Below are 25415 nucleotides of genomic sequence, written 5' to 3' on the forward strand. Positions count from 1 at the left end.
GAGTTTGGACTACAACACTTTAGCTCATCGATTTACCAAAGTGCTAATCTTTACACTATTGTCTAAAATCCAGTGACCAAATTGTGATGCTAAAGCTTTTAAATTCCCTTTATTATGAATCAAAGTTAGTATGATGCTTTTCATAAAGACAGTTTACTTATAACCAGAGAGATTTTTAAACAATTCCCCTTTTCAGTTTGCTTAGGCTATTTCAACCAGAGTTCATCTTCTAGCATGATTTTTAACATTAAATTAAATATAACCAGCGGAGTAACATTTTTTTTGTTAGAGCCGACAACTCTTTGAAAACTAAATTTAACGGTTCGCTCAGGAGCATCCAAATTAACTGGGTAGTTTTGTTTTTCTAAATACAGATGATCTCCTAACATTGGCTCTATACCAGTAATAAAATTAACAATTTGTTGCTCATCACCTTTCATTCGGCATTGAAAATGTAGAAAATTCTTACGCAGTTTTCCAAATAATAATAATATTTTAAGCGCCTTAACCATGTTCTTTTCTTTCAGTGCATCTTGCTGCCTATCATCTTTATAATGAAAATCAAGGAGAGGAATTATTTCATCTGGACGAGTCAGTTTTTTAGCCTTTTCGTAAAGTTCATCAAACCAACTCTCTTCTAAATTCTTACTATAAACATAATTCGTTTTTAAATTAAATTTTTGGCGATCCATCCATTTAGTGCTCATCCATTGACATCGTTGCATCCATTCTTGAGCTTGGGTATCTTCGCTTAAACGACCTTCTCTAAAACTTATCAAACGTTGAAAAGGTGTCAGAGTACTCTTCTCTATACTAAACTTCTTTTCTTGTCGGCCAGCCATCGTAACTGGCTGTGTTTGCTGATAAGAATTAAACCATTTCTGCTGCTGAGTATAACGATTTAGGTTTATGTAGTCTGTACTTGACTTCACTGGACTAAAACACTGTTCTAATACTTTTTTTGAAATGATACACGGCGAATTATAAATTCGATCGACTGCTAATAAATCCAAAACATGAAGGTAATTTGAAGCCGTTTGCTCAATACTGCTATGCCCCATCCAAGAGGCGAGCACCTGCCATTTATGTTGAATAATCTCTTCTTGAGCACGTGCTTTCATACCAAACAATAAATCCCTCATCTTTTTTGCTTTTACCCAAGGACAATCTGTGTAGGTCTTGATCATTTCTTTTGAACCGAGCAAAGTTATTGCTAGATAGTTAGCAGCACTGTGGCGTAATGTATGAAAACTAAAGCCATGATGCATACCTAATATTTGACTAAACAAATCTACTGTAATTTTGCTGATACATTGATCAGTTAATACACGATGATTCACACTAAAAAGTAGATCATCCTGCTGATTAACCAAATATTGCTCATAACGATGTTGTATGTAACGTTGTACTACTAAAAACTCATGTTCTGACAATGCAATTTTCAATGGTATTTGACGATTCGCACTTCGCGTTTTCAGACGGCGATATGAATTGTCTTGGATATGAAGCGTGATATTATTAAAAACTGTATTTTCTTTTTCTTTATAAAGTAGCTCTGGGCAAATAATATCTTGTATTTTAAGACAACGAACTTCATTTAATCGAAGTCCAGTTCTATAACTTAGTAAATACATCAGCTTTAAACAACTCAGATGATCGACCCACTCTGATGCCGTTGGCTCTTGACTTAAATTTTCTAGTTTTTCCAATAATTTGCCAAATAGCAAAGGACTCACTAGCCGTGCATTGCAAATTTGTAAATGCTTAAAACTTGAATTCTGTAACACCAATACCCCTGGAGCATCATAATTCTCTATACAGAATTGATGAAAATCTTTTAGGCGACCAAAACGGTATTCTGCGCTTTGGTGCATCTTACGAGAGGTTTTTCCTTTCACCGAATCTCGTTGAACTGCTTTTTCATCACGTTCACTGCTGTATTTCAATAGCTGCCGATATAAATCCTCATAGTCATCTATGGATTGTTGCTTTAAATCTAATTTATTGAGCCAAATCTCAAATATAAATTCTTTACCAAACGATCCTAAGTAGCTTTCAATAGTTGATAATTGAAGCCCTCGTTTTTTTAAATGCATTAACCAGTGAATTAAGCGTAGTTGAGCATCAATTAAAGACTTTTCCTCCGTATTAGCATCAACTATCTTCTCCTCTAACACCCTTCTAGTTTCTTGCCAAAAACGTAGCGTGCGTTCTTCTTTATTCCTCTTTTTATCTAAACGCTCAACTTTTTGACCTTTACGTTTCTTTTGACCAAACAACATCAACTCATACGGAATCGTTTGTAATTTGCTTTGAACAGTCGGAACTTCAGGAAGTAACTGCTCTTGTTCAAAATGAATAGGGCGATTATCTGGTTCTGTGACTTGATTGTAATCATTATTCCACAGCAATCTAAATTCGGATGGCCTTAAAGCAACAGTATTAATCTCTTGCTGAAGCACATTACTCAAAAATATATCTATGCTGAGGTTTGGATTAAATTCGAGTACCATTTGCACATCATTAAATGCACGAAATCCACGGCGTTTAATTTGATATTGCAGATCCCCAAGACTTTTTTTCCTGCCTATCTTACTCAAGCTTTCTAAAATACAATCTTCAACTGAATGTTGCAGACAAAATTCTTTCTGAGTAGCTTTCAACTTTTTTAAATATTGCAAAATGAACTGCGCATATGGGTTAAAAAAAACATGTTTCCATTGGTACAACTTTCCCTGTTCTACATCGTTGCCATATTGAGAGTTTTCAACACGATAATGTAGTAACAATGGATTAGTGATTTTTTTGTAGTCCGAATGGTATAACCGAAAACAATTCAGATCTGTACCAAGCTCAATGGCCTCCTGCAATTGCTTCTGAATAGCAATCAAATGCTGTTCATCTGCACAGCCTGAAATATATATAAAACTTAAGCATAAATTTCCCCATAAGTACTTTGGTTCATTCCAATATTCAAATGAATCTTGCCAATACTGCCTTAATTCCTTAAGTACATGGATATGTAGATGCCCCTGTTCTAACCGTGACTCTGTACTCTCAATTTTTCTAGGCAGTACGATCCGTTTAGTATGTGGATTTAGCTTAGAGATGGATCCGGAAATTTGAACAACTCCTATAAGTGATATTCTGCTCCTCAAATGATGTTATAAACATCAATATATGGAGTATTTTATGGCACGTAGACCAAGAAGAAATCATTCAAACGACTTTAAGGCTAAGGTAGCACTTGCTGCGATCAAAGCAGAAAAAACACTTGCTGAATTGAGTTCTGAGTTTGATGTTCATCAAAACCAAATTATTGACTGGAAAAATCAATTGATCTCAGCTTCCTCGCAAGCTTTCGATCAATCAAAAGCTCCATCAGAACCCCCCATTGATCTTAAAAAGTTACATGCAAAAATCGGTGAGCAGGCATTAGAAATTGATTTTTTAGAAGGTGTGTTGAAGAAACTGGGCCGCTTCAACCACAAAAGTTAATCGATCACTCACTTCAGATTTCAGTATCTAAACAAGCTAAGTTACTGAAAGTCTCTCGTGGTTGTTATTATTATCGCCCAAAACCTGTTAGCTCATCAGATCTGAAGCTGATGCGATGTATTGATGAATTACATATGCAATATCCTTTTGCAGGCAGTCGTATGATGCGTGATTTGTTGAATCGTCAAGGGCATCATATAGGACGACGTCATACACGTACTTTAATGAAGAAAATGGGTATTCAGGCGTTATATTGCAAACCAAATTTAAGCCAGGCTAATCAAGCTCACCGTAAATATCCATATCTGCTCAAAGGGTTGGCAATTCAGCGCAGTAATCAAGTGTGGTCTACTGATATAACGTATATCCCTATGGCAAAAGGCTTTGTTTATTTATGTGCTGTGATTGATTGGCATAGCCGCAAGGTACTTGCGCATAGGGTATCGATTAGTATGGAGGTGGATTTTTGTATTTCGGCTTTAAATGAAGCGATTGAAAAATATGGATCACCTGAAATATTGAATACAGACCAAGGCAGTCAGTTCACCAGTGATGCATTTATTGATGTATTGAAATCAAATGGCATTCAAATCAGTATGGATGGTAAAGGTCGATGGGTAGATAATGTGATGGTTGAACGATTATGGCGGAGCGTTAAATATGAAGAGGTGTATCTCAAAGCTTATAGCAGTGTCACAGATGCGAAAAAGCAATTGAGTGCATATTTTGAGTTTTATAATCTGAAACGACCTCATTCGAGTCTAGACAAAATGACACCAAATGAGTTTTACTATGATCAGCTACCCCAACAAAACAAGGTGGCTTAACTAGAGCGGAATATTACTTATAAATACGCTTTTAGTTGTTCAAACAAGTGGGACCACCTCTCTTAATTCTGTATGATTTTTTATCTACATTCTGGTTGAATTGCTTCCTTCTTTTATTAAATTCATCTTCAGTAAATTGCATCAGTTTTGATTGTTCGTCTCGGCTCAACTTTTGACTCAAACAATCAACACTATCTTTAATGTCATGCCATTTTTCAGCGATCTGCTGATCAAGTTTTTGCTGCATGTCTTTCGTCAATACTTCAGGTGGAGAAGGCTGTCTATCTAGCGACTTTTTCACCATTTTATGAATATCAACAAATAGATCATCTAGTTGTGGTTTTATTAGTTCTTTGATTTTTTGCATACAACTATTTTCGCTCTAAGTGTTTAATCGATAAAGATTTGACATTATCTTGCAATTGCTGGCGGGCTTGCTGTACATAGACATTCGGGATAAGTGAAGAATGCGGATGAAAAGCCTCTCGGTCACGTTGGTCATGACCATACAGGGCCTGAATTAAGTGAAAAGCTAATGCTGGTTTACCCTCTTGCTGCTCATGCATCAAAAAGTTCATGTCAAAATGACGTAACCAATTCGAATACATATTCTTTGGAAAGACTCCTTGCATATATGAATTCACCCATTTTCTCGATAAAGGGATTAACTTAATTTTCCTGCTCTGCCATTCTTTGACAGTTATCGGCAAGATATCTTTACTAAAAATGACCTTACCAAAAAGATCATTTACAGTTATCTTCTTCTTTGCAAAGACTTGTCTAAAAAATGAACCGTACGCTTCAATAATTTGTTCTAAAAAGGCAGTGTAATTTTGCAGTGTTTTTATGAAAAAATCAGATAAAGGGATAAAACGACCATCTTTTCTTGCTTTACTATTTCTTTTATCATTCACATATAAAAGCTTGAGCTCAACACAATAATCATCCAAATTCCCCAACAGGTTTTCTTTAGGCCGACTTGCCAAACTCAACAAGCTGATATGCCACATCCAACATGCGTATGCATTCAGTTGATTAATGATATGTTGATCTTTTTGAATATTTTCTTGGCAATGTTTATGTAAAAAAGCAAATTGCTCTTTCACAAAACTGGGTTCAAGTGCCAGTTGGCTCCCTATCCTTCCGATAGATAATGCAGATTGCACTTTGAATTGTTGTTGCAATATTTTTAGTTCAGCCGTGTCTTCAGTAAATTCCGAGGAATGTGGTGTAAGTGCTGTTTCTACAAAGGCTAGATATGTGCTACTGAGTTGAGCTTTCGGTAGCCCTCCATAATAGATACCAGGCATGTGATGCTGACTATCCCGCCCAGCAATTACATGAGCTAGATATTCATTATATGTTTCATAATATATATGAAAATATAATTGAGCCTGCAGTTTTTCAACAGTGATCGAACCTACAAACCGATTATCAAGCCAATTCTTAAGTTTTGTATTAATGTCTGTTGAAGAAATTATTGGATTCGATGCTTGTTCTATATAGTCAAACCAAGCAGAAGGTAAATGTAGTTGATGTGTCATCACTTCATTCCATCGCTCATCATTTAAGCTCTTAATCTTCTGCTCTGTAATATTAAGATTTAATTTGAGTAAATATTCGCGACGTCTACTTGAACCATTCTGGATCAAAATTCCATCTTGAATAAGCTCGTTAAAATCCATCAGTGCGACGGGTGATAATCCCGTCAAAAGTGACAATAAACATGCTGCAGCGATTGCAGCATCCCTCCAGTGCCCGGATAACTCGGTTCTCAACACATAAACAATTTGCTTCAGTATATCTGGCGCCAAATAATGTGGATTTGTAACAAAAGGAGCATGACGGCGCTGGCGATGCCGCATTAGATGCGTCGCATTATCGCTGAGTATATAATTTAAATTTTTAGACTTTTCATCTTCTGAATAAAACTCCATTTCAGGATCTAATAGATCAACTTCACCCTCTTCATCTTTGTGAAGAGCGGCATCATAAATACTGATCTTTGCGTTATGTCCAATATCTACTTGCTTACCCGTTTTAATTTCACGAAATTTTTTGAGTTCATTTTTCGTCGGCCATTGCAAAACTTTACTTTTTTTTGACTTACGCTGACGATGAACAACACGACGATCATCAAGTCTTTTAAAAATTATTAATAGAGCCGATAAATACTCTATGGCTTGTACTTGTTTGAAATCTTTAATATTAAAAAGTTGATTACGATCCTCCTTTTTCAAGTTACGTTCGTACATGACATAGCGATTTAGTAGCTCACTGCATTCTTGAAATAATTCAGCATGATTAGAATCCAGAACATATCGTGATACATAGCGAAAGAGATCACAAACATGTTTTTGCTTATTCTCAGCTTTATCAATTTTTGCAAATTCTTGATACTGCCGATATGTTAAAAAACTCGCTTGTAGAATCAAATAACGTTCAGACGACAGCTCTTGAGTATTACTAGTAGTCGGGCATGCAAAATAACTTAAAGAAGCTAGATAATAATATTTACCTAATTGTCTAGAACTAGATATATAGCCATATATCTGTTGTGCTTCCTTATTTAGAGCATGGGCTTTTTCACGTAAATCATCTGATAGATCGACAAATTGTGTATTCACAACATGATTGCGTAATAAACAATAATCTTTTTGGAATTTTTCTGCTAAATCTAAGAATTGCTCTTCTGTTTCAATCTTTGGCATATTCGCTTTCGCTTAATTTTTTATCAAATTGCATTGGTTAAATTCATTACGATCTGAACAATTTGGTAAAAGTTGATCTTTTATTGAACTCTTTGTCAGCTTAAAAAATCTAGCAAAAAATTTAGCATCCAGCTCTTTCTGAGCTTTTCTCTCAAAGCACAAGTGTTGCTGTGATTTTTCGATAAAATCATCAAGATTATGTATCAACTGTAAGATTGCAACATAATTAGAATGTACACGTAAGCATGGCTCCGTTTGCATTAATAGCAATATTTTTTGCCAAATTTTCACATAGATTATTTTGAACTTTGCTTGTACTACTACTTTCTGGCTCTGTTTAATCTTTTTGATTTTCAGTAGTTCTGAGTTAATTTTTACTATCTTAAATTGAACATTTTGTCGCTCAAAGCAAAAGGGCATGATAAATTGCCCCATAAATATCTCTATATTTTTTACTAAATAGTCAAATTTTAACATTTTTATCGATATAAAAAATGAGCATATCTTTGTATATTAAAATTCATTTAATTTATCAACTAAATTTTCTCAAAATTACAATTATCAACAAATACATATGGTTTACTTATCATGGGTGGTCTAAATTTTAAAAATTCTTCCACTTTTTTTTAGTTTTCTGTTATTACATGAAACAATACCGTTGTATTACATTTTGAAATGCTGTGTATGCAGCATTGATCAAAAAGATTCTCTGCTATACTTACTTCACGTGTAGCATCAATGGAGTTTCGAAATGCTCAGAACCACTGAACAGAAAAAAAAATATATTCAAGCGACACGTGCGCAAAACTATCAAGCCAGCCTAAAGCTTGAAGGCATTACAACGACAGCTCAAACAACTCAACAAAGTAAAGCTGAAATCTTGCAAAAATATAAGAAGTATTCGCAACCCGAAACTTAGTCAGGTGCATGTATGGATAAATATGGGGAAATGGGTGACAGCCTGTATTGTTACCCTGGCACAAATATCCTAAAGAACAAACTCAATATTCATGATGAACAAATTTTAGAACAAGCTGAACTAGAACTGTCTGGATTGGCAAGTAACTTAATTGAATATGCTGAACCACCTTACGACTTACAATACTTAAAATCAATTCATGCGCAGCTCTTTGGCGACTTATACGACTGGGCAGGAAAGTTAAGACAAATCGATATTTCCAAAGGTGACACCCGTTTTTGTAATTTTTCCCGTATTGAAATTGAAACCAATAAACTACTCAAAACGCTTCAAGAAAAAAAATACTTTCAAGGCTTAGCACCACAACAACTGATTCCTCAACTTGCCGACTTGTATTGTGAGCTTAATGTCATACACCCATTCCGTGAAGGTAATGGACGTACACAACGGATTTTCTTTGAGCATCTGATTGCTCATTGTGGTTATGGTATTGATTGGTCTCGCATTGACTCTCAACAACAATGGATTCAAGCCAATATTGAAGGTTTTTATGGTAATTTAAATCCATTAATTAAGATTTTTGAAATATGCTTTATTCAAAATACCTAAAATTTAAGTAGTCGAAGCCCACAATCCTTAATGAGCCATCATCTTTGCTTCAATCCACTGATTAATTTCCCAAATAAACCAACAATCACAATTCTTAGAAATCTTAATACTCTTCGGGTAATTTAGGATCGTAATATTCAGATTACTTATCCAGAATTGAATAGATCGTTAACTTAGATAGACTTTTAAGCAATGTAACTTGCCGCATGTTTATCAACATATGTCTCAAAAAAGTCTGCCCATACATAGATTTATGGCGTTTAGTGCTTAAATTTCAGATTAATCTTCGTCTGATGACCTGAACGGATGTTACAGATTACATGCAGGTGAATTACTCTGTGGCTGTATCATGGCTTTTGTGCAATCCAATCCATTTGATCCGAATGTTCTCTTTTGCAATAAAGCAGCCTCTTCTGCTTTTCCTGAACCAACGAACTATGTCATTGATTTGATTCAACCGACAACAGTGATGCTGAATCAAATCTCCAAAGAAGGGATTAAATGCAAGAAATGTGGTAAGAAAAAGATAGGGGATGGAAGTTATTATCCGTCTAATTGGAACCAGCCCATGAGTCGAGATCAGTTGAGTAAGAATCATTTTAAATGAATAAGAGAAGGATGGCTTACCTCACTTCTCCGAATAACAATGCTATGCTTTTCAACCAAGGTTATAAATTGGCAACTACATTTCATTCTTCTTCATGCTGGTCCTATAGCCTGTAGACAATTACTACATCATTTGCATTCAATGCTCAATACAGCCTGTCAGCAGAACCGCAGCGATACTTTTTTTCGTGCATACATGTAGTGTTTAAATCCATTCATTTTTCAATGATCCTCTGCCGTTTATCACATTTATGGTCGATCTTTAACCTTGTGAAAAATGCACATACCGATCCCTTCAAACTGTCAAATTTATGTATGCATGACATTTAAAGAAAATTATCTGATCAATTTTTTTAGGTAAAATTCATCAAGAAAAAGTTATTATTATTCATAACATCACCAATAACCACATAAAAACAATAATTTAATAAATTATTCTTCCAATTTTTTTATATTTAGTGTTATTACCTCTAAATCCATGTTTACCACCTTCTATTACATAAGTAATTTAGAAGTATCCACGATATAAATTGCTTGCCCTCACACCTCTCCCCTCTCACGCCCAAAAAATTTATACTGAAAGGCAGATTAAGCCCGTTCGAGTTACATATAGCCGCATGCTATATTGAAAGCATTAAGAAAATATCCTCAATATTTATAGGATTTTTAAAGTATGAACTAATTTTCGAAGAACCCTTTCTAAGTAATGTGACCTATTAGGAAAAATGAAAATACTGAAATCTCCGTATCAACAATCAGTCAAAGTACATCCTGATGATTTTCTGTAACCGATACCCAAGGACTATACCTACCCTTCTGATGTGCTGTGCAACAAAGCCCTCCTTAGCCACACTATAGCTATAGATTAATTCCATTATTTTGTGATTTAATTAAATTATTCATTCTTAAGACCCAATTTAATGGATTTATATTTCACTAAACCAGAAGAAGTTGTGACTCTTTTAGGTGAGCGTTTACGTAAGCAACGACTCTTTCTGGAGATGTCTCAAGCTGAGGTAGCAGCACGCGCTGGTGTCGGCGTGAATACAGTTTCGAATCTTGAAGCGGGACGAAATGTATCTGTTGAAAATTTAGTCCGTATTGCAATGGTCTTGGGTCGATTAAACGAACTTCAGGAACTATTTAAACCTCAGCTTAACAGTGTGAATGACATTCTTCGCTATGAGAGTCAAAGTAAGCGCCACCGTATTAAGAGGAAGGGATAATGCTCAATAGACTTAATGTTTATTACAACGGTTGGGGCGAATCATGGTTATGGGGAACGCTGATTAGTTCAACAGCCACGACAGGTAGACCCACCATTGCTTTTGAATATAGTCCAGAAGCAATACAGCAAGGTGTTGAGCTCTCTTCTTACTTGCTGCCTTTAAAAGGTCTACCATTCAGACAAGGTTTTCCTACTCATCAAATGGGACTCCCAGGTCCAGTCTATGACGCTTTACCAGATGGTTGGGGCATGATGTTGATGGATCGATATTTCAAAAAAATTGGCTTAAATTCAGCACGAATTGGACCTTTGGAGCGTCTGACCTATATTAGTAGTCACGCAATGGGTGCCCTCTCCTTTGAACCTTGTGTTGCTGACATGCAAACCTCAGAAAATATCCCTTTACAACAACTGGCCCAGGAAGTTCAAGAAGTACTCAAAGGTGAAGGTGGTGAATTTTTACAGCATTTATTGGTCATGGGTGGCTCCCCTCAAGGTGCCAGACCAAAAGCGTTGGTTTACCGAGATCCTGTCAATTTAGAGTTTTCGACTCAAGATTCTGATCAACATGAAGCCTGGCTGATTAAGTTTCCTGCTCAGCAAGAGCATCCTGAAGTCTGCGCCATTGAAGCCGTCTATGCAGAATGTTTGCGACTTTGTGCAATTGAGACTCCAGATACCCATTTCTTTAATTTGCCCAATGGTTTAACGGCTTTTGCTTCTAAACGATTCGATCGTCAAAATGGTATGCGGATTCCAATGCAGAGTTTGGCTGCATATACAGGAGCAGACTATAAAGTTCCAGGTAGCCTAGACTATCGCAATTTTCTCCGGGCAACCTTGATGTGTACGCAAGATGTACGAGAAAGATTGCATGCTTTTAAACGTGCTGTGTTTAATGTGCTTTTCAATAATCGGGATGACCATACTAAGAACTTTTCATTTCTCATGGAGAAAAATGGTCAATGGAAATTGGCTCCAGCCTATGATGTGACCTTCTGCGAGGGTCCAGGTGGTTATCATCAAATGGACATTATGGGAGAAGCGCTCAATATTTCCCGAAATGACATACATAAACTCGGTACTTCAGAAGCTAATCTGACTACTCTAGAAGTCGATGAGATCATCTTGACCATGCGTGAAATTGCACTTCAATTTAGTCAAATTGCGCAGCGCCTGTATCCCCATCAAATTCGAGAATCTACCCTACAGATGATTCAATCACGGATTCAACAGAATATTGATTTTTTAACTGAAACCTAAGCGTAAATATAAACTAAGCGCCAACCATCAACTGCAAATAGACTTTGATATAGTTAGTCGCTACATAATCTGTAGAACCTGTGAATTAGCTCTCTTTATAATCACGAATATTAGATGGATCACCGCCAAGATATATTCTGCAAACGTGAAATCACTACATCCAGATCGAAAATCACTAAGAAAAAACTGTCACCAAAAAAAGGTCTGCACTATGGATAGATGCAGACCAAACTCTGGATAACTACCAGCACGAGAAATATGTCGCAATTTTGCATAGACATGAATTTGATAAAATCAGCCCAGAAAGCCAGAAATTCATAAAAACTATTTCATCAATCCCCTATAACTTAATCACGTTCATGGTCGATCTTAAATCTTGTGAAAAGTACTCATGCTGACCTAGCCAAACTGTAAAACTCATGTATTCATAGCCTTTAAATGAATCTTTCAATCGGTATATTTAAGGTAAAAACTAGTAATCAGAAGTTATTATCACCCCTATATAAAACAAGGATCAACTTAAAAACAATAACTTAGTAAATTATTCTTCCATTTTTTTTATATTTAGTGTTATTTTACTTTTATCGAATATGGCTTAGAAGGACCTATCGCATGTATAGGTGATGATAATGTACCTAGTCCAATATGTGTTAATGGTGAAAGTGTTCACGTTCTCTCAGAGACATTCCGATTAAAAACTTACAGCTTTGACGTTGAGGATGATTATACTTGCTTTATTACGAAGCTAGGATTGTGGGTTAATAATACTGCCTATAAATAATATAAGAAATAAATTACTAATTTTCTTATTTAACATAATGGTGCTTATACGAAATGCAAAATAAATAGTGTTAAATTTCAAAAAGTTATGCTATAAGAAATCGGGGGCGCAAACCCGAAAAGCCGACTTGGAAACAAGTCGGCTTTTTTATGAGCGGTTTTGATACTTCTTGCCAATAAAATTGTTTAAAAAATAGTCAATTTTGAGATTATTCAAATTTTATCAATGCCTCAATGTCCAAAATTATCCACATTTTTTGTGGATAAAATTTAGGCTATTTTGTACGCTCTGGCGTACATAAATCTCGGCCCTTTGCGGCTACCTGGGACAGTGGAATTTTCCTATGATGAACTCATCGGGAACAGGAAGTTCCATACAAGAATAACAATAGATAAGCACAAGGACTGTAAGGTACGACAGGAGTTATACCGAGCGAACCCATACGAAAAACCCCGGCAGGATGCCGGGGTTTTTTATTGTCTGAATATTTTCGGATAATCCGTATTATATTAATTTTAGTTGAACTTAAAACTAGGCATAAAGATAAATGAAAATAGGGATCTTTTGGTACTGGAATAATCAAGTCATTGGTATTGCACATTCCTTTAATATTACGAAAGCAGACTCTATTGGCCTGATTGATAGCCCATATACACATATTGAATATTGGATTACATTGCAAGAAAAGTATTCTGAACTACAAAACTATGAGTATGAACAGATCCCAAGAGGTCGAGTAATTTTTGATACCAACAAAGAAAAATCAATTATTTATTTGGATAAGACATTGTTATATAAATCAAAAATTAATAAAGTCTATGATTTTTTTAATTTAAATCCAGAACGATCGGTGCTAAAAAAAGACTCACACTATCAAATTTGACCAACACTACTGTTAGATCAACAAACTTGCGTTAAAATACACACGATCACTCTTAGAATGGTAAGCGATATGAGAAAACGTCTTAAAGATTATAATATTGAACAAGTATCTACTCGTGAAAAGGTTTCTGGACAAGTTTTACCTATAAAGTTTAGTAATGATGAAGCAACTAAACGAGTTGTTATGCATAGTGCTAGACGAGTGATCCAGCAACATAAAGCAGAAATACAAGAGTTAGCTTATAAATGAGCTTGATTAGTTCGACATTCGTAATTGCTGTACATGACGAGATTTTGCTTCAAACAGGTGTAGGTCGATCTGGTTGCCAGATTGAGAAACTGGAAAGCGTCCTAAACCGTATAGATCAGCAAATGTATTACAGTAATGTGAGTGATATCTTTGAAATTGCTGCATGGTTTGGTATTGCAATTTCTAAATGGCATGCATTTGTCGATGGAAATAAAAGAACAGGGCTAGCAGTGATGCTAACTTATCTTGAAATCCAAGGTGTGACCATTCAAGAACACACGGGTTTAGATGATTTAATGGTTGATATCGTTGAATCCCAAGAAGATCATGAGCTTTTAGCCAAACTGGTAGCAGGATTCTTATATGAGCTATCTATAATTTAATTTATTCAATCTGTATTTTTATTTTTGGGTCGTTAATGTTAGAAAGTATCTCCTTATAAATTAAATAGTTTTCATCATCTCGGCATACAAAAAATACTTCTTCAACACAGTCATATTGGGGAAGTGTTGAAAGTATGGTACCAATTGCAATTTCGGCTGCCAGTTGTCTAGGAAAACCATAAACACCTGTACTGATGTTTGGAAAAGAAATAGTTTTTACACCAACATGGTTAGCTTTCATAATTGCATTACTATAAGCATCACAAAGCAATTGTGGCTCATTACGCTCACCATCTAACCATCTTGGCCCAACAGCATGAATAAGATATTGGGCAGGCAGGTTTCCAGCAGTAGTAACTTCTGCTTGTCCAGTTGAACACCCGCCTTTTTCTTGATGAAGTTGAATACATTCAGTCTTCATCAAAGGTCCTGCTTTTTTATGAATGATATAATCAAGCCCACTGCCACCAAGCAAAGACTTATTCGCTGAATTAACGATAGCCTGTACAGCGAATGTTGTAATATCTGTTTGGATTAAAATAACTTTCTTAAGATTACTCATTTTATCACTATAATAAAATCGCTAAGGTAGCAGTAATTTTTTGGAAAACCAACATGACTGAAAAAGAACATATTAATCAATATATTAAGAGCACGTGTGATTTAATCATTCAACATGTAAAAAACATTATCACTCTTCAAGAAAACATTAATAAACCATGGGGATATAGCTCCAGATTAATGGAGCATTTATTTCATCCAGAAAATGAACTGCTTTTTAAAGGATACTCAAAGAATATTTTTAATAATAAATCAGCAATGGCTATTAAGCCATGGAAAGAACATATTGTTCCCATGGCTTATGTCTTTAACAACTTATGGGTATTAATTGAAAGCAATGAATTATCAGATGCTGAACTCTCCAAAATTCTACAAAGAAATCTTGGTGTAGCCCATATTTCCTATGAAGAACAGAAAAAGTTAGATACTAAGTTTTCAGGATTAAAAACAAATATGCCTAATGGATGGTGTTTGAAAACAGGTGATCCTATAGATCGTTTAAAAGCAGTCGGTATTGAATTAGTTGATGAAAATGGGGTTGAAATTCAATCTTTAATTACCCCTATTTAACATAAAATCTCTTATGCGAAGTCTCTTTGTAAGCCCCAAGTAGAAATGTCCGGTTTCTCCAAAGTAAAAATGTCCGCTTTTAGAATATGCACTTTTGCAATTTTCTTAGCGGACGGTTTGATATGTTGGTGTCTATGTCGGATAAAGAACTTAAACGATTGTCGGTCTTGCAAGAAATCTGTGATCAACGCATAACCCAGTCCCAAGCTGCTCAGCTACTTCATATTTCAGAACGTCAGATCAGACGTTTATTGCAAAAATACAAAGCTCAAGGCCCAGCTGCATTAGCACATGCTGCACGTGGCCAAATCAGCAATTCCAGGCTTCCTGAAGAGCTCAGACTCAAGTGCCTCAATATTGTTTCGGATCAACTGCATGGTTTCGGACCCACTTTAGCGCATGAAAAGCTCACCACTGTTCATGGATTCGATATTTCAGTGGAAACACTGCGTTCCTGGATGATTGCAGCCGATCTGTGGATTCCTCGCGCCAAGCGCCTGAAACGCCCGTATCAGCCTCGTTATAACCGAGATTGTTATGGTGAACTGATTCAAATCGATGGCTCACACCATGACTGGTTTGAAGGACGCGCTGCTAAGTGCTGTCTGCTGGTATTTATCGATGATGCCACAGGAAAATTACAGCATTTACGTTTCTGTGAGTCGGAATCAGCATTTGACTATATGATTTCAACACGTTTGTATGTTGAGCAGCATGGTAAGCCGTTGGCGTTTTACAGTGATAAACATTCAGTCTTCAGGGTGAATCAAAGCAGCAAGAAAGACACCAAGATTACCCAGTTTGGACGCGTACTCAGTACCCTCAATATCGATATCATCTTCGCCAATTCACCACAAGCCAAAGGCCGTGTAGAACGGGCGAATAGAACGCTTCAGGACCGTCTGATTAAAGAAATGCGCCTGGAAGGCATCTGTTCGATTGAGCAAGCGAATGCCTGGCTGCCCTGCTTTATCGAGCAATTTAATCGTAAATTTGCCAATATGGCCTTTAATCCCAAGGATCTACACCGGACTGTCACTGAAACAGCCGAAGAATTAGATGATGTTTTTACCTGGCGTGAACCCCGCAGAGTCACGAACAGCCTGACGATTACTTATGATAAATGCGTATATTTACTGGAAAATACCGAAGAAAATAAAAGGTTGATCGGCAAGTATCTTGAGTTTCTGGAATACCCGGATGGCACGGTAGCCATTGAACATCAAGGAAGAAAAATCAATTACAGCATCTTCGATAAATTAAGTCAGCTCAACCAGCGAGAGGTTGTTGAGAATAAACGTTTAGGTGCTGTTCTCAATCATATTCAACAACAGCACGAAGAATTAGAACAGCAAAACAAACGCAATCGTTCTCAAAAGATGCCGAGCAGACGTGCACAGAAAACAGTAATCAAAGAACGAAATCTGAATCCTGTGCTTGACTTGGAAGTGTCTGTATAGGACATTTCTATTTGGTTATTAGGTAGGACATTTCTACTTAGGAATAACACTCTTTGTTAGAACCCATTTAAAGTGTCTATATTCTCACCAATAAAAATGTCTAGTTTATGATGGTTTTTATCACCATGGACTGGATATAAATATAGATGCTGATCACTATGTCTGACAAAGAAATTCAACGGCTTGCAGTTCTGCAAGACGTTCGAGATCATCGTATTACCCAGATCCGTGCTGCTGAAATCCTGAATCTTTCCACTCGTCAAATTACTCGGTTATTGCAGAAAAAATCGAATCTGACGCAAATTAAAAGCAAATTCGTCGGCAGTTGAAATGAGCAAGCCATGAATTAAAGGCAGCAATTCCTTTGCCGAGCACACCAATATTCAGCAGGGTGAATAGCCACCACTCTCCTAGACAAATTTCGTCTCTTCTTTTTGCATAGGAGAGCATTATGAGTGGACAACTATATATTCCAGAATTAAAAAATAGGTATGGGGGTTCATTGGTTGTTTATTTTAAACAGGCACAAAACTCATAACTCTACTCCTCATGCTCGAGATAAAGTTAATCCACCCCTAACCCCTTAAACACCGCATCCACCGGATCTGCATAGAAACTGGTCTGGAACTTGGTAAACAGTTCCACAGGAATCGTAGGGATATCTGCTGCACTACTCATTGGCAAAGCAACCTTCTTGGCACCAGCATCAAAAGCAACTTGCAGACATTCGGCAATACTTTCCACCGGAGTCACAGAGCCACCCAAGCTCATATCACCCAGTACCACCATCTGACTTTGTACCGATCGTCCTAACAGGCCAGAAGCGAAAGCCACTAAACTTGGTAAGGCAAGATGGCTGAGCGGCCCGGTATTCTGTAATTCAACCACATGTAAGTGGAAGTCATGTTCCAGCACCTTACTGCCACCCGATATTCTGGATGCATTGGCCTTGAAGTAGTCAAATGCGATTTTGACCTGCTCCTTGGCACTGCTTGAATTCCATAAGCCTGATGTCGCCAATTTTCCTGAACCTTTGGTGACTTGCAGTTCTAAGCGGTATAAGCCTGGCATGCCTTTATTACTAAGTCCGATGGTATACAGAAAACCTGGCTTAGCAGGACCTTCGGGAATCAGTCCGCCACCACCCTGCTCTTTGACTGATACAAAATGTTCTTCTAAGGTATCATTATCGATATAGCTGAAATGCACATCATAGAATTCCATGCCACCAATTTTCTTCAGCTGCTCTTTGACACGACGGCGTACCTGTAGCGCATATTCCAGGCATTGCCGTACATCTTCTTTGTTAAATTGACCATGTGGGTAGAGCAGCTTCATCAATCCAGAAACCGTCTTGCGAACGGCGATCACATCACGCTGATTCAGGTTATTCCCTAGCTTAAAGTACTTCTCAATGGCATCCGCAAAACTACGCTTACGCATTTCCCGGAAGAATTCAGCCAGATAATCAACGATTAGACCATAACGGTTGGTAAAGAATTCCGGACGCATTTTTGGAATTTCCCAACCCGGGATATAGGCATGAAAGCGATCAAAGAATGCTGAATCGATCATGGCTTCCGGGAAAGGAGCCAATAAGTGGCTAGTCTTCACCAAGGATTCAACACTTTGGTTAATATTACCCACAAAAACCATCGAAGCTGAGGCTTCCATCTGTTCACGACCACGGGCAAAAGATCCTGAGGCCATGTAGTCTTTCATGATCTGTACGCCATCTTTGTCCTTAAAGGAAATACCGGCGACTTCATCAAAAGCTACCACATCCCATAAACCCACCAGACCAATACGGCGGCTACTCATGTTATAGAACAGGTTGGCGACTGTCGTTTGTCCACCGGAGACTAAAATACTATTCGGTGAACACTCTTTGTAAATATGGCTTTTCCCGGTACCGCGTGGTCCCAGTTCACAGACGTTATAGTTATTTTCAACAAACGGAACCATACGCGCTAATAGGTGCCATTGCACGTCCTCTTTTAGCGAAGCCGGTTCCATGCCGATCGAACGGACTAAACTCTCCCGCCACTGATCAGTGCTTAATGCTGCTCTGCCACTGAAGAGTTCATCCATATTCATATTCGGCATTTGAATCGGCTTGAGTAAACTCACCCCAAATGGAGAACTAGTCTGTCCTTCTTCAAAATAATAACTGAGCGTAGCAATGACCCAGATACCACCAACAAGTAATTTTTCATACTCTTTGACGATGCCTGCCGAGATTTCGGCATCTTTGATGCCCAGATTACTAAATGATGCTTCGTATTTGTCTTTACGCTCATTCAGCTTTACGGTCACCCGATCAATGACTTTATAACTGCCCCGTTCACGAACCAGGGATTTCACCTTCTCAGCTTCATCAGGTCGTACATAGTTCTCTGCCAGCACGGTTTTTACGTTACGCAGTCCCTGCTCAATAATCTCAGGGTCATCCGAGGCACAGTACATCCCCAGCAGGTACTCAAGTACATAGACCGGGACATTGGCCCCTTCTTTGATCAGTTTAGTTAGATCCTTACGTACCACCCGCCCAGCAAAGTGCTCATTCAGCAGCTGATCCAGTTCTTTATCGTTAGCAGATTCCATGTAGGCTACGCTCTATCGTTAATTCGTTATTAGAAGAAGTCATCGGTAAATGCCAAATCAATGGTGACCTTATAGCGTTGCATCTCGATATTCAGGTCTTTGTCCTTCAGTACCAGGAAGTAATCTTTCTTACGGTCAAAATCAGTGCCAGACAATGACAATCTGACCTGTTTGACCCGATCGGCAACAGAGTCGGTAGTGCTATCAAAAGTCAAAGTTTCTTCACTGGAAACTTTAAGATCCCCATCATAAATGGCAATGGATAAAGTCACTGGCATGACCAGCTCACTGACAGCTTCGGTTTGCATCAAATCAAACTTCTGGATGTTATTGACCATCTTCAGCGTGGATTTGGTAGAAATGACCTCAACTTTACGCTTGGTCCGCTGTCCAGCCTTTTCACCACGTAGCTGTTTTACCATCAGTACCGGCACCACGATTTCCTGAGGCATGATGCCGCCATGCACGAAACGTGAGCCTCCCACAAAATGGAAACGGTTCGCCCCTTTTGGAATCCAGAAATCAGTCGCAGATAGTGTGCCTGCCGTAGCTTGGGTTGAGCCTTTCCAGGCTTCCTTGCTCTCTGGTAAACCATGCCCAATCACATAGCGTTTTTTGCTTTTCAATGCATTGGTCGGTTTTTCAGTCAAGCTTGAACGATCCGCAGATTCCAGTTTACTTTGCTGGAACAGGAAGCCATGGTCGGCTGTAATCAATAGGGTGGAAATATTAAAGTGCATCAAGATTTTGCGGCTAAGTTCGGTCAGTTCTTCAATGGCGTGTTCCACGGCCATAAAGGTTTCTGATTCTGTCGAGGCGCTGTCACCGCGTGCATCAATGACGTTGTGATAAACATAAATCAGCTCATGGTCTTTGAGTGCTTCACGGCCTTCATCACGCGACCAACCTTTTACCGTTTCAGCGGTAACCGCCAATCCATTATAGGCAACCAGAATTTTGGATCGTGCTGCAGTCCCTTTGCTGGACTGTCCATCTACTAAAACATCATCCCCTGCGGCCTCTTTGTACTCCAAAGTCTGATGCGGCAACAACGAGGCCATGCCAAGTGTGGTGTAACTTGGCACAACGCCCAGCTGTGAAGACAAGGTCGCTTCAGAATAACGCTTTTCATTAATACGATCACGCAGCTCTACCGCAGCTTCATAGCGGAAAGCATCACTGATGATCACTACAATACGGCGTTTAGTTGCAGAACCCAGTAAGGGTCTGACGTGGGTATCGTAGAAGTTCTGCTGATTTGGGATATCTGCCACTTTCCAGACATTCAAGCGTTGCTCAGCTTCTACACGCTCGCCCCAGTTGCGTGCCAAGTGGTCAATAAACCAGTAGGCATAGCAATTTTCGACTTCTTCATCGAGTTTTTTCAGGATATCGACATGCGCTCGCTGAGAGGCTGCACTGTAGTGGCGATAAGCCATATCAAAGCGATACAGCTCCTGTTCATAGGCTTTATACAAGGCTTCACTGGAGTCGAAATAGAAACCGGCATCAAACTGCTGTCGTAAACTGAACAGGTCTATAGCCGCCTGTAAAGCCGTATAGACGGTACGATATCGACGGCGGGTTGCATCGTCCTTATGTTTGGAAGCCCAATAGCCATCCAGACGGGTAGAAATAATCGTTCTGAAATGTTCCAGTTCAGCCTTGGCTGCTGCAGGGATCTGGCTGGCCAAATCAACAATGATCTTTTGTTCAATCACTTCAAAGGTCATGACATCGAGCAGCTGCTCCAGATCAAAGGCCCCGACCTTCTCCTGAATCCGCAGTGCATTCGCCACGGTCTGGGAAAGCGTATCGAAGGTTGGGTAGTATTTGGAGCTGTCTCTCCAGCGCGACAAAAAGGCTCTGGCTGTTGCACGGGAGCTGACGGATGACATCACCAGTTCTTGAGCCCATAGAGGTATATCGCCCAGACTTTCACAGAAACCTGTGCTCATCAAACGGATAAAGAACGTACCGAGCTTGAATGGTGCTTCCCCATTCAATTCTTCAACCGATGCTGGATAACCAATTTCCGCCTGTAATGCTGTGACTAAAGCTGGCACCAGTTGGAACTTTTCCAGTTCAGCAAAGGAGTCTGGATTCACTTCCAGACTCAGATTCTGCTGTACCATTTCATCTGCCAGCGCCAAGACAATATGCATCAGCTCGGCACTGTCGGCCTTGACCACAGCCGCAATCATGGCCATATCCAGATTCTGTTCATCTGCATCAGACTGGATATAGCGTTTTAAGGTGCTCAGACGCGCTTTAGCTTTAAGGAATTCTTCACGTTTGGCCAGATGTTCTCTTAGACTCTGCTGCTGTAAACCGAGTTCATTGAAAATAATCGAGAAACGATCAGCATAGAAGCTGCGAGAATATAGCTTAATGTCCAGCAACCAGTCTTTTTCGGTCTCAGGCTCTGGGCTTGGAAAATACAGCAGGTATTTGCCCTGCTGATCTTGCAGTTCCAGTTTGAGCTTGATCGCAAGGCTGGATTCGTCTGCCATATTCAGAATCTGGACATCATTCAACTTTAATGCCTTTACTTCGTCGATAAAGGACCGTTCAGCATCGTACCAAAAGACGATTCGGTGCTGTTCAATATAAAAGGCTTGTTCCAGGCCTTGCTGAAGTTGACTTAAATTCATGCAACGACCTCATCAAGGTCTAGTGCCGGAGAAAAAGCATTCATCATTTCTCCCCCGTAATCGCTTTGACTTCAGCCAACAAGTCGCCAAACTTGCCATAGTTCACTTTCACCCCATCATCCAGATCTAAGTGAATACGCTGATCGGCAAAGTGACGCAGTTTTTCCTCAAAGCTACTCAGCTCAGCCTGTTGCTTATGTAGTTCTTGCAGTTTTTTCTCGATGCGTTTGATTTCAGCCGCAGAGTCGCTGTTTTCTTTCGCTGTTTCTAGAGATTTAGCATAACCGGCCATTTTGGAAATCAGTGGCATGACATATTCGGTACGCATACGAGCTAAAGTACTTTCGTTATAGCGGTGCAAGTAAACTAATGCCTGAAAAGCCCCCTGTTTACCACTGCTGAATAACCAGTAGATCGGGCGCTTTTTATAGGTCTGCATATGGTCTTTATAGAACTTACTGGCAAGGTAACGGCGAATGGTATCTTCAGCTGTTTCATTGGCTTTTTTGTCCAGACTTTCTGCCAGCCACTGCATATTGGCATCCAGCGTATCTTTACCCCACACTGCAGTTAAAAACTCTCGAATACGATGCGTGGCATCATCTTCAAACCAGTGCATTTCGGTCAATGGAATAATGCCGTCAGTATCGGCTGGGAATTTTTTATAACGGCTGGCATCGAAGTCTTGATTGCCTGCATGGGCATAGATCAGACCTGGTTCGTCCAGGCTATAACGTCCCATCATGCAGCCAAGAGCATAAGAAACTAAACGCTGGCTGTCTTTTTCACGGTCGGCACGAGTCAGCGTAATTTGCTCATCGGGTACATCTGGCGTGAGCTCATCCTGTAAGCCATAGGCTTCAATAAACAGCTTGTTGTTTTCTTCTTCCAAACGTTTCATTTCAGCTACGGCGTCAGCATTTTGCTGTTGCCATGTGCTAAAGGCTTGTTCTAGACTTGACTGTTGAGTACGAATAATTGGGTTTTCAGTAAAGTCCCATGAAATTTCGTAAGAGTCCCAATCAAGGCAATAAGCAGTAATAATTGACTTTACTCGAATAGATACATCATTTTTGATCATCTTTTCAAAAAAAGGAAGAATAGATATATTACCAGGTTGAAATTCTATAGTTGGATTAATTGATTTTAGAATTACAGTTGCTGGTTTAGAAGCTAAAAATGCTAATACTGGAAACATTTTTTCTTCAGTCGTAAAATATGAAGAACCTTTGTTATCAAATAAAAAACCCTTCGTAGAATATCTAATCCCAAAATACGATGAACTTGTTGCTGTAAAAGTTAGACTAGGTTTAAAAATATAATCTAAATTGAAATTATGTGCCCAAATCCTATCACCCGATGGATGTAAGGTATTTCTAATGAGCTCACCATCATTTTCCCAATTTACAACAAATTCATTATTTCCATACCAACGACGGAATTGCCCTCCCTTATTATATGGGAACCATTTACATTTCGTTAGAAGAGCTGATTCTCTTGAATCACAACCTATACCTATCTTGTGAAATGAAATTTCGTACCAAAGACGAAGATGAACATCATTATTTCCTGTAGCCATTCCTAATCGAGGCTCACCAATATCTTTAAGGCATTTTGCCTCTGTAAAGGCTTGGCGCAATGTATTACTTACCCAATAAGCTATAGGACTACCTGGAATTTTCTTGAAATCATCTGGTTTTGCTGTTTTTAGTCGCTTGTTTTTTACAGGAAATTGTTTTGGAATTCCATTTTCATTTATATCATCATACTCGAAATATGAAAAACTACCTGAATAATGACTAATATGATTATTTAACATGACAGTAGCAGCTGTACCAAACGCAATACCCATTACACCATTGCCCATATGAGCCATACATGAAAAAGTTCGATCATTTAACAACTTTTCACGTATAGCTTCATATGATGATAGATACATCCAGCTTTGCATGGTCACCATGCTGTTAAAGCCACTGTCTTTACACCATGTAAAACCACGCTCAATAAACATGGCAAACAGGTCAGATTTGCTATCAGGGAATTTCTTTTTAGCAAAATCTTTAAGTGCTGTATTCATCCCCTTACCGCCCATATACGGCGGGTTAGCAATCACAGAATCATATTGCTGAGCGAGTAATTTGGCTTGCTTAACTAAAGGTAACAGCTCCTGCGCTGACTGCTGTGCAAAAATATCGCCTGACTCTGATGCTGTACTGAGCTTGGTTTCTAAATCAGACAGCTTTTTGGAGAATGCTTGAGGGATTTGAATCAAAGAACCAAAGGTTGAGGCATGTTCAAACAAGTCCAGCAGTTCTTTTAACTCTGCCTGCGCAATATCGGTATTTGCCAAGTCCTGGCTAAATGCTTCCAAACGTTCCGGCTGACTGTCCTGTAACGCAATGATATTCAGCTTCGGTGGATTGCTAAATAAACGGCGGTCATCCTCACGTGCTTTCATCAACAGCGCAAAACTGGCGAGCTGTGCGGCACGAGTATCAATATCAATGCCGTACAGGTTATTTTCCAGAATCAAACGTGGAATATCACGGCTACGGTAACCACGTTCTAAGTAAATCGCTTTTAAGCAGTCATAAGCTTCTACTAGAATATGCCCCGAACCACAAGCCGGATCCAGTACCGTAATGCTTTCAGGGTTTAAAGTATCGCCATCTTCACTGATACGGACATCAATCAGCTGTTTTAACTGGGCATTGACTTCATCGGCCTGTTCCGCTGGCTGAATATAGTATTCCCATTCACTGGCAAGGGTACTTTCTGGATGCGCCATCATCCATAGACGACCGACACTGTTCTGTACCAAATATTTTACAATCCAGTTTGGGGTGAAGAGTTGTGTCGCTGCAGGAATGTCTTCACTCTTGACGACTTTACCAATCACCTGGTCTTTCTTTTCAGAAATATAGAACTGATACAGCCAGCCAATAATCTGTACATCCGACCAGTCTTCTTCTGGAATGCTGCTGACCAGATCACGAATCAAAGAATCGGTTTTGGTCAAATTGTCAGGTAATAACAGTTCTGACTCATCAGAAACCTGTTCAAACAACAGTGGCATCACCTGATTCAACGCATGACACTGAGCCAGTAACAATTCACGATAGAGTTCTTCGTCTTTATTGCCATCCAGCTTGAGTTCAGCCACACGGCTTGCATCTAAACCCTGTAGGTCAATATCCAGACATTCTTCCAAAATCTGTGGCAAGCCTGCACTACCATCTGCACTACTCAGTACACGGCGACCATGATCCAGTAAGCCTTTGCATTCCATGTAGCGAATCGCACAAAGACGGTTAAACCAGCTATAAGCGATATAATCAATCGTCTGCTCAAAACTGCTGGTTTGAATGCGTTTGATCAGCTTGTCACGTGGTTTCATGACTGATAGCGGAAAAACCTGATCGCCAATCAGCAGCAAGTCACCTTTCTGTTCAGCCGGTAAAATGCTGTCTGCGGTGATGCCATATTTGGCGGCCTGCTTGCGCATGGCTGCGATAAAATCGTTACGTGCTTGCGGTGCGTATTTTTTAATATTACTGGTATTCATCTTTAAACCTTTAATTAATGACTGATGCCGATATCCCTAACCCG

18 protein-coding genes and 2 pseudogenes are annotated in these 25415 nt (G+C 38.9%); 12 read left to right on the top strand and 8 right to left on the bottom strand.

Annotated features, from left to right (window positions below; genetic code table 11):
• Nucleotides 1–206: 206 nt before the first annotated feature.
• The gene (locus tag MTX11_RS10405; RefSeq protein WP_243475063.1) at nt 207–3158 is read right to left on the bottom strand and encodes a site-specific integrase; all 2952 of its coding nucleotides are present in this window, start codon (nt 3156–3158) and stop codon (nt 207–209) included.
• A gap of 22 nt (nt 3159–3180) precedes the next feature.
• Between MTX11_RS10405 and MTX11_RS10410 the strand changes: the two genes are divergently transcribed.
• Nucleotides 3181–4325, top strand: a protein-coding gene (locus MTX11_RS10410) for an IS3-like element ISAba14 family transposase (RefSeq protein ID WP_099046175.1) whose coding sequence is annotated in 2 segments (ribosomal slippage) — nt 3181–3445 and nt 3445–4325 — 1146 coding nt in all. Because the reading frame shifts where the segments join, the coding sequence is not laid out codon by codon here.
• A 61-nt stretch (nt 4326–4386) separates the two neighbouring features.
• Here the strand turns inward: MTX11_RS10410 and MTX11_RS10415 are convergent.
• From MTX11_RS10415 to MTX11_RS10425, 3 genes and pseudogenes are all read right to left on the bottom strand, one after another.
• Nucleotides 4387–4692: pseudogene (locus MTX11_RS10415) on the bottom strand (hypothetical protein); the annotation flags it as partial.
• 4 nt (nt 4693–4696) lie between these two features.
• Nucleotides 4697–7036, bottom strand: coding sequence for a hypothetical protein (locus MTX11_RS10420; protein WP_243475065.1), 2340 nt, complete (start codon nt 7034–7036; stop codon nt 4697–4699).
• Nucleotides 7037–7048: 12 nt separating this feature from the next.
• Complete coding sequence (locus MTX11_RS10425; protein ID WP_000911011.1) at nt 7049–7513, bottom strand: hypothetical protein; 465 nt, start codon at nt 7511–7513, stop codon at nt 7049–7051.
• Between the two features lie 274 nt (nt 7514–7787).
• Between MTX11_RS10425 and MTX11_RS10430 the strand changes: the two genes are divergently transcribed.
• The 8 genes from MTX11_RS10430 to MTX11_RS10465 all read left to right on the top strand — a co-directional run bounded on the left by MTX11_RS10430 (nt 7788) and on the right by MTX11_RS10465 (nt 13957).
• Nucleotides 7788–7955 (top strand): YhfG family protein, encoded by a 168-nt coding sequence (locus MTX11_RS10430; protein ID WP_002125865.1) that lies wholly within the window; start codon nt 7788–7790, stop codon nt 7953–7955.
• Nucleotides 7956–7967: 12 nt separating this feature from the next.
• Complete coding sequence (locus tag MTX11_RS10435; RefSeq protein ID WP_004826955.1) at nt 7968–8564, top strand: putative adenosine monophosphate-protein transferase Fic; 597 nt, start codon at nt 7968–7970, stop codon at nt 8562–8564.
• 349 nt (nt 8565–8913) lie between these two features.
• Nucleotides 8914–9171 (top strand): hypothetical protein, encoded by a 258-nt coding sequence (locus MTX11_RS10440; RefSeq protein ID WP_004726728.1) that lies wholly within the window; start codon nt 8914–8916, stop codon nt 9169–9171.
• A gap of 919 nt (nt 9172–10090) precedes the next feature.
• Nucleotides 10091–10396 carry a helix-turn-helix domain-containing protein gene (locus tag MTX11_RS10445; protein ID WP_000366814.1) on the top strand — a complete coding sequence of 102 codons (306 nt, stop codon included), beginning with the start codon at nt 10091–10093 and terminating at the stop codon, nt 10394–10396.
• Entirely contained in the window at nt 10396–11661 is a 1266-nt protein-coding gene (locus tag MTX11_RS10450; RefSeq protein ID WP_000934717.1) for a type II toxin-antitoxin system HipA family toxin, read from the top strand. Before MTX11_RS10445 ends, MTX11_RS10450 begins: the two co-directional genes overlap by 1 nt.
• Nucleotides 11662–12989: 1328 nt before the next feature.
• Entirely contained in the window at nt 12990–13325 is a 336-nt protein-coding gene (locus MTX11_RS10455; protein WP_168379860.1) for a hypothetical protein, read from the top strand.
• 69 nt (nt 13326–13394) lie between these two features.
• Nucleotides 13395–13574 carry a hypothetical protein gene (locus MTX11_RS10460; RefSeq protein WP_168379859.1) on the top strand — a complete coding sequence of 60 codons (180 nt, stop codon included), beginning with the start codon at nt 13395–13397 and terminating at the stop codon, nt 13572–13574.
• Nucleotides 13571–13957, top strand: coding sequence for a type II toxin-antitoxin system death-on-curing family toxin (locus tag MTX11_RS10465; protein ID WP_243475066.1), 387 nt, complete (start codon nt 13571–13573; stop codon nt 13955–13957). The genes MTX11_RS10460 and MTX11_RS10465 overlap by 4 nt, the downstream gene beginning before the upstream one ends.
• A 1-nt stretch (nt 13958) precedes the next feature.
• Here the strand turns inward: MTX11_RS10465 and MTX11_RS10470 are convergent, their stop codons facing one another.
• Nucleotides 13959–14519, bottom strand: coding sequence for a macro domain-containing protein (locus MTX11_RS10470; protein WP_002125033.1), 561 nt, complete (start codon nt 14517–14519; stop codon nt 13959–13961).
• A gap of 53 nt (nt 14520–14572) precedes the next feature.
• Between MTX11_RS10470 and MTX11_RS10475 the strand changes: the two genes are divergently transcribed.
• The 3 genes and pseudogenes from MTX11_RS10475 to MTX11_RS10485 all read left to right on the top strand — a co-directional run.
• Nucleotides 14573–15088 carry a hypothetical protein gene (locus MTX11_RS10475; protein ID WP_002125020.1) on the top strand — a complete coding sequence of 172 codons (516 nt, stop codon included), beginning with the start codon at nt 14573–14575 and terminating at the stop codon, nt 15086–15088.
• Between the two features lie 134 nt (nt 15089–15222).
• The gene (locus tag MTX11_RS10480; protein WP_020846983.1) at nt 15223–16548 is read left to right on the top strand and encodes an ISNCY family transposase; all 1326 of its coding nucleotides are present in this window, start codon (nt 15223–15225) and stop codon (nt 16546–16548) included.
• A 146-nt stretch (nt 16549–16694) separates the two neighbouring features.
• A pseudogene (locus MTX11_RS10485) lies at nt 16695–16832 on the top strand (ISNCY family transposase); the annotation flags it as partial.
• A gap of 280 nt (nt 16833–17112) precedes the next feature.
• Here the strand turns inward: MTX11_RS10485 and brxL are convergent.
• The 3 genes from brxL to pglX are packed head-to-tail and all read right to left on the bottom strand — an operon-like array spanning nt 17113 to nt 25371.
• Nucleotides 17113–19152, bottom strand: coding sequence for a protease Lon-related BREX system protein BrxL (gene brxL, locus MTX11_RS10490; protein WP_243475067.1), 2040 nt, complete (start codon nt 19150–19152; stop codon nt 17113–17115).
• Between the two features lie 29 nt (nt 19153–19181).
• Nucleotides 19182–21806 carry a BREX-1 system phosphatase PglZ type A gene (pglZ, locus tag MTX11_RS10495; protein ID WP_243475068.1) on the bottom strand — a complete coding sequence of 875 codons (2625 nt, stop codon included), beginning with the start codon at nt 21804–21806 and terminating at the stop codon, nt 19182–19184.
• 43 nt (nt 21807–21849) lie between these two features.
• Entirely contained in the window at nt 21850–25371 is a 3522-nt protein-coding gene (pglX, locus tag MTX11_RS10500; RefSeq protein ID WP_243475069.1) for a BREX-1 system adenine-specific DNA-methyltransferase PglX, read from the bottom strand.
• Between the last annotated feature and the right edge of the window lie 44 nt (nt 25372–25415).

Source organism: Acinetobacter lwoffii (genome assembly GCF_022809915.1).
GTDB classification, from domain to species: domain Bacteria; phylum Pseudomonadota; class Gammaproteobacteria; order Pseudomonadales; family Moraxellaceae; genus Acinetobacter; species Acinetobacter lwoffii_M.

Excerpts from the sequence above, each read along its gene's own strand:
- MTX11_RS10420 (WP_243475065.1), bottom strand. The coding sequence starts at position 7,036 with ATGCCAAAGATTGAAACAGAAGAGCAATTCTTAGATTTAGCAGAAAAA.
- MTX11_RS10425 (WP_000911011.1), bottom strand. The coding sequence starts at position 7,513 with ATGTTAAAATTTGACTATTTAGTAAAAAATATAGAGATATTTATGGGG.
- MTX11_RS10430 (WP_002125865.1), top strand. The coding sequence starts at position 7,788 with ATGCTCAGAACCACTGAACAGAAAAAAAAATATATTCAAGCGACACGT.
- MTX11_RS10435 (WP_004826955.1), top strand. The coding sequence starts at position 7,968 with ATGGATAAATATGGGGAAATGGGTGACAGCCTGTATTGTTACCCTGGC.
- MTX11_RS10440 (WP_004726728.1), top strand. The coding sequence starts at position 8,914 with ATGGCTTTTGTGCAATCCAATCCATTTGATCCGAATGTTCTCTTTTGC.
- MTX11_RS10445 (WP_000366814.1), top strand. The coding sequence starts at position 10,091 with ATGGATTTATATTTCACTAAACCAGAAGAAGTTGTGACTCTTTTAGGT.
- MTX11_RS10450 (WP_000934717.1), top strand. The coding sequence starts at position 10,396 with ATGCTCAATAGACTTAATGTTTATTACAACGGTTGGGGCGAATCATGG.
- MTX11_RS10455 (WP_168379860.1), top strand. The coding sequence starts at position 12,990 with ATGAAAATAGGGATCTTTTGGTACTGGAATAATCAAGTCATTGGTATT.
- MTX11_RS10460 (WP_168379859.1), top strand. The coding sequence starts at position 13,395 with ATGAGAAAACGTCTTAAAGATTATAATATTGAACAAGTATCTACTCGT.
- MTX11_RS10465 (WP_243475066.1), top strand. The coding sequence starts at position 13,571 with ATGAGCTTGATTAGTTCGACATTCGTAATTGCTGTACATGACGAGATT.
- MTX11_RS10470 (WP_002125033.1), bottom strand. The coding sequence starts at position 14,519 with ATGAGTAATCTTAAGAAAGTTATTTTAATCCAAACAGATATTACAACA.
- MTX11_RS10475 (WP_002125020.1), top strand. The coding sequence starts at position 14,573 with ATGACTGAAAAAGAACATATTAATCAATATATTAAGAGCACGTGTGAT.
- MTX11_RS10480 (WP_020846983.1), top strand. The coding sequence starts at position 15,223 with ATGTCGGATAAAGAACTTAAACGATTGTCGGTCTTGCAAGAAATCTGT.
- brxL (WP_243475067.1), bottom strand. The coding sequence starts at position 19,152 with ATGGAATCTGCTAACGATAAAGAACTGGATCAGCTGCTGAATGAGCAC.
- pglZ (WP_243475068.1), bottom strand. The coding sequence starts at position 21,806 with ATGAATTTAAGTCAACTTCAGCAAGGCCTGGAACAAGCCTTTTATATT.
- pglX (WP_243475069.1), bottom strand. The coding sequence starts at position 25,371 with ATGAATACCAGTAATATTAAAAAATACGCACCGCAAGCACGTAACGAT.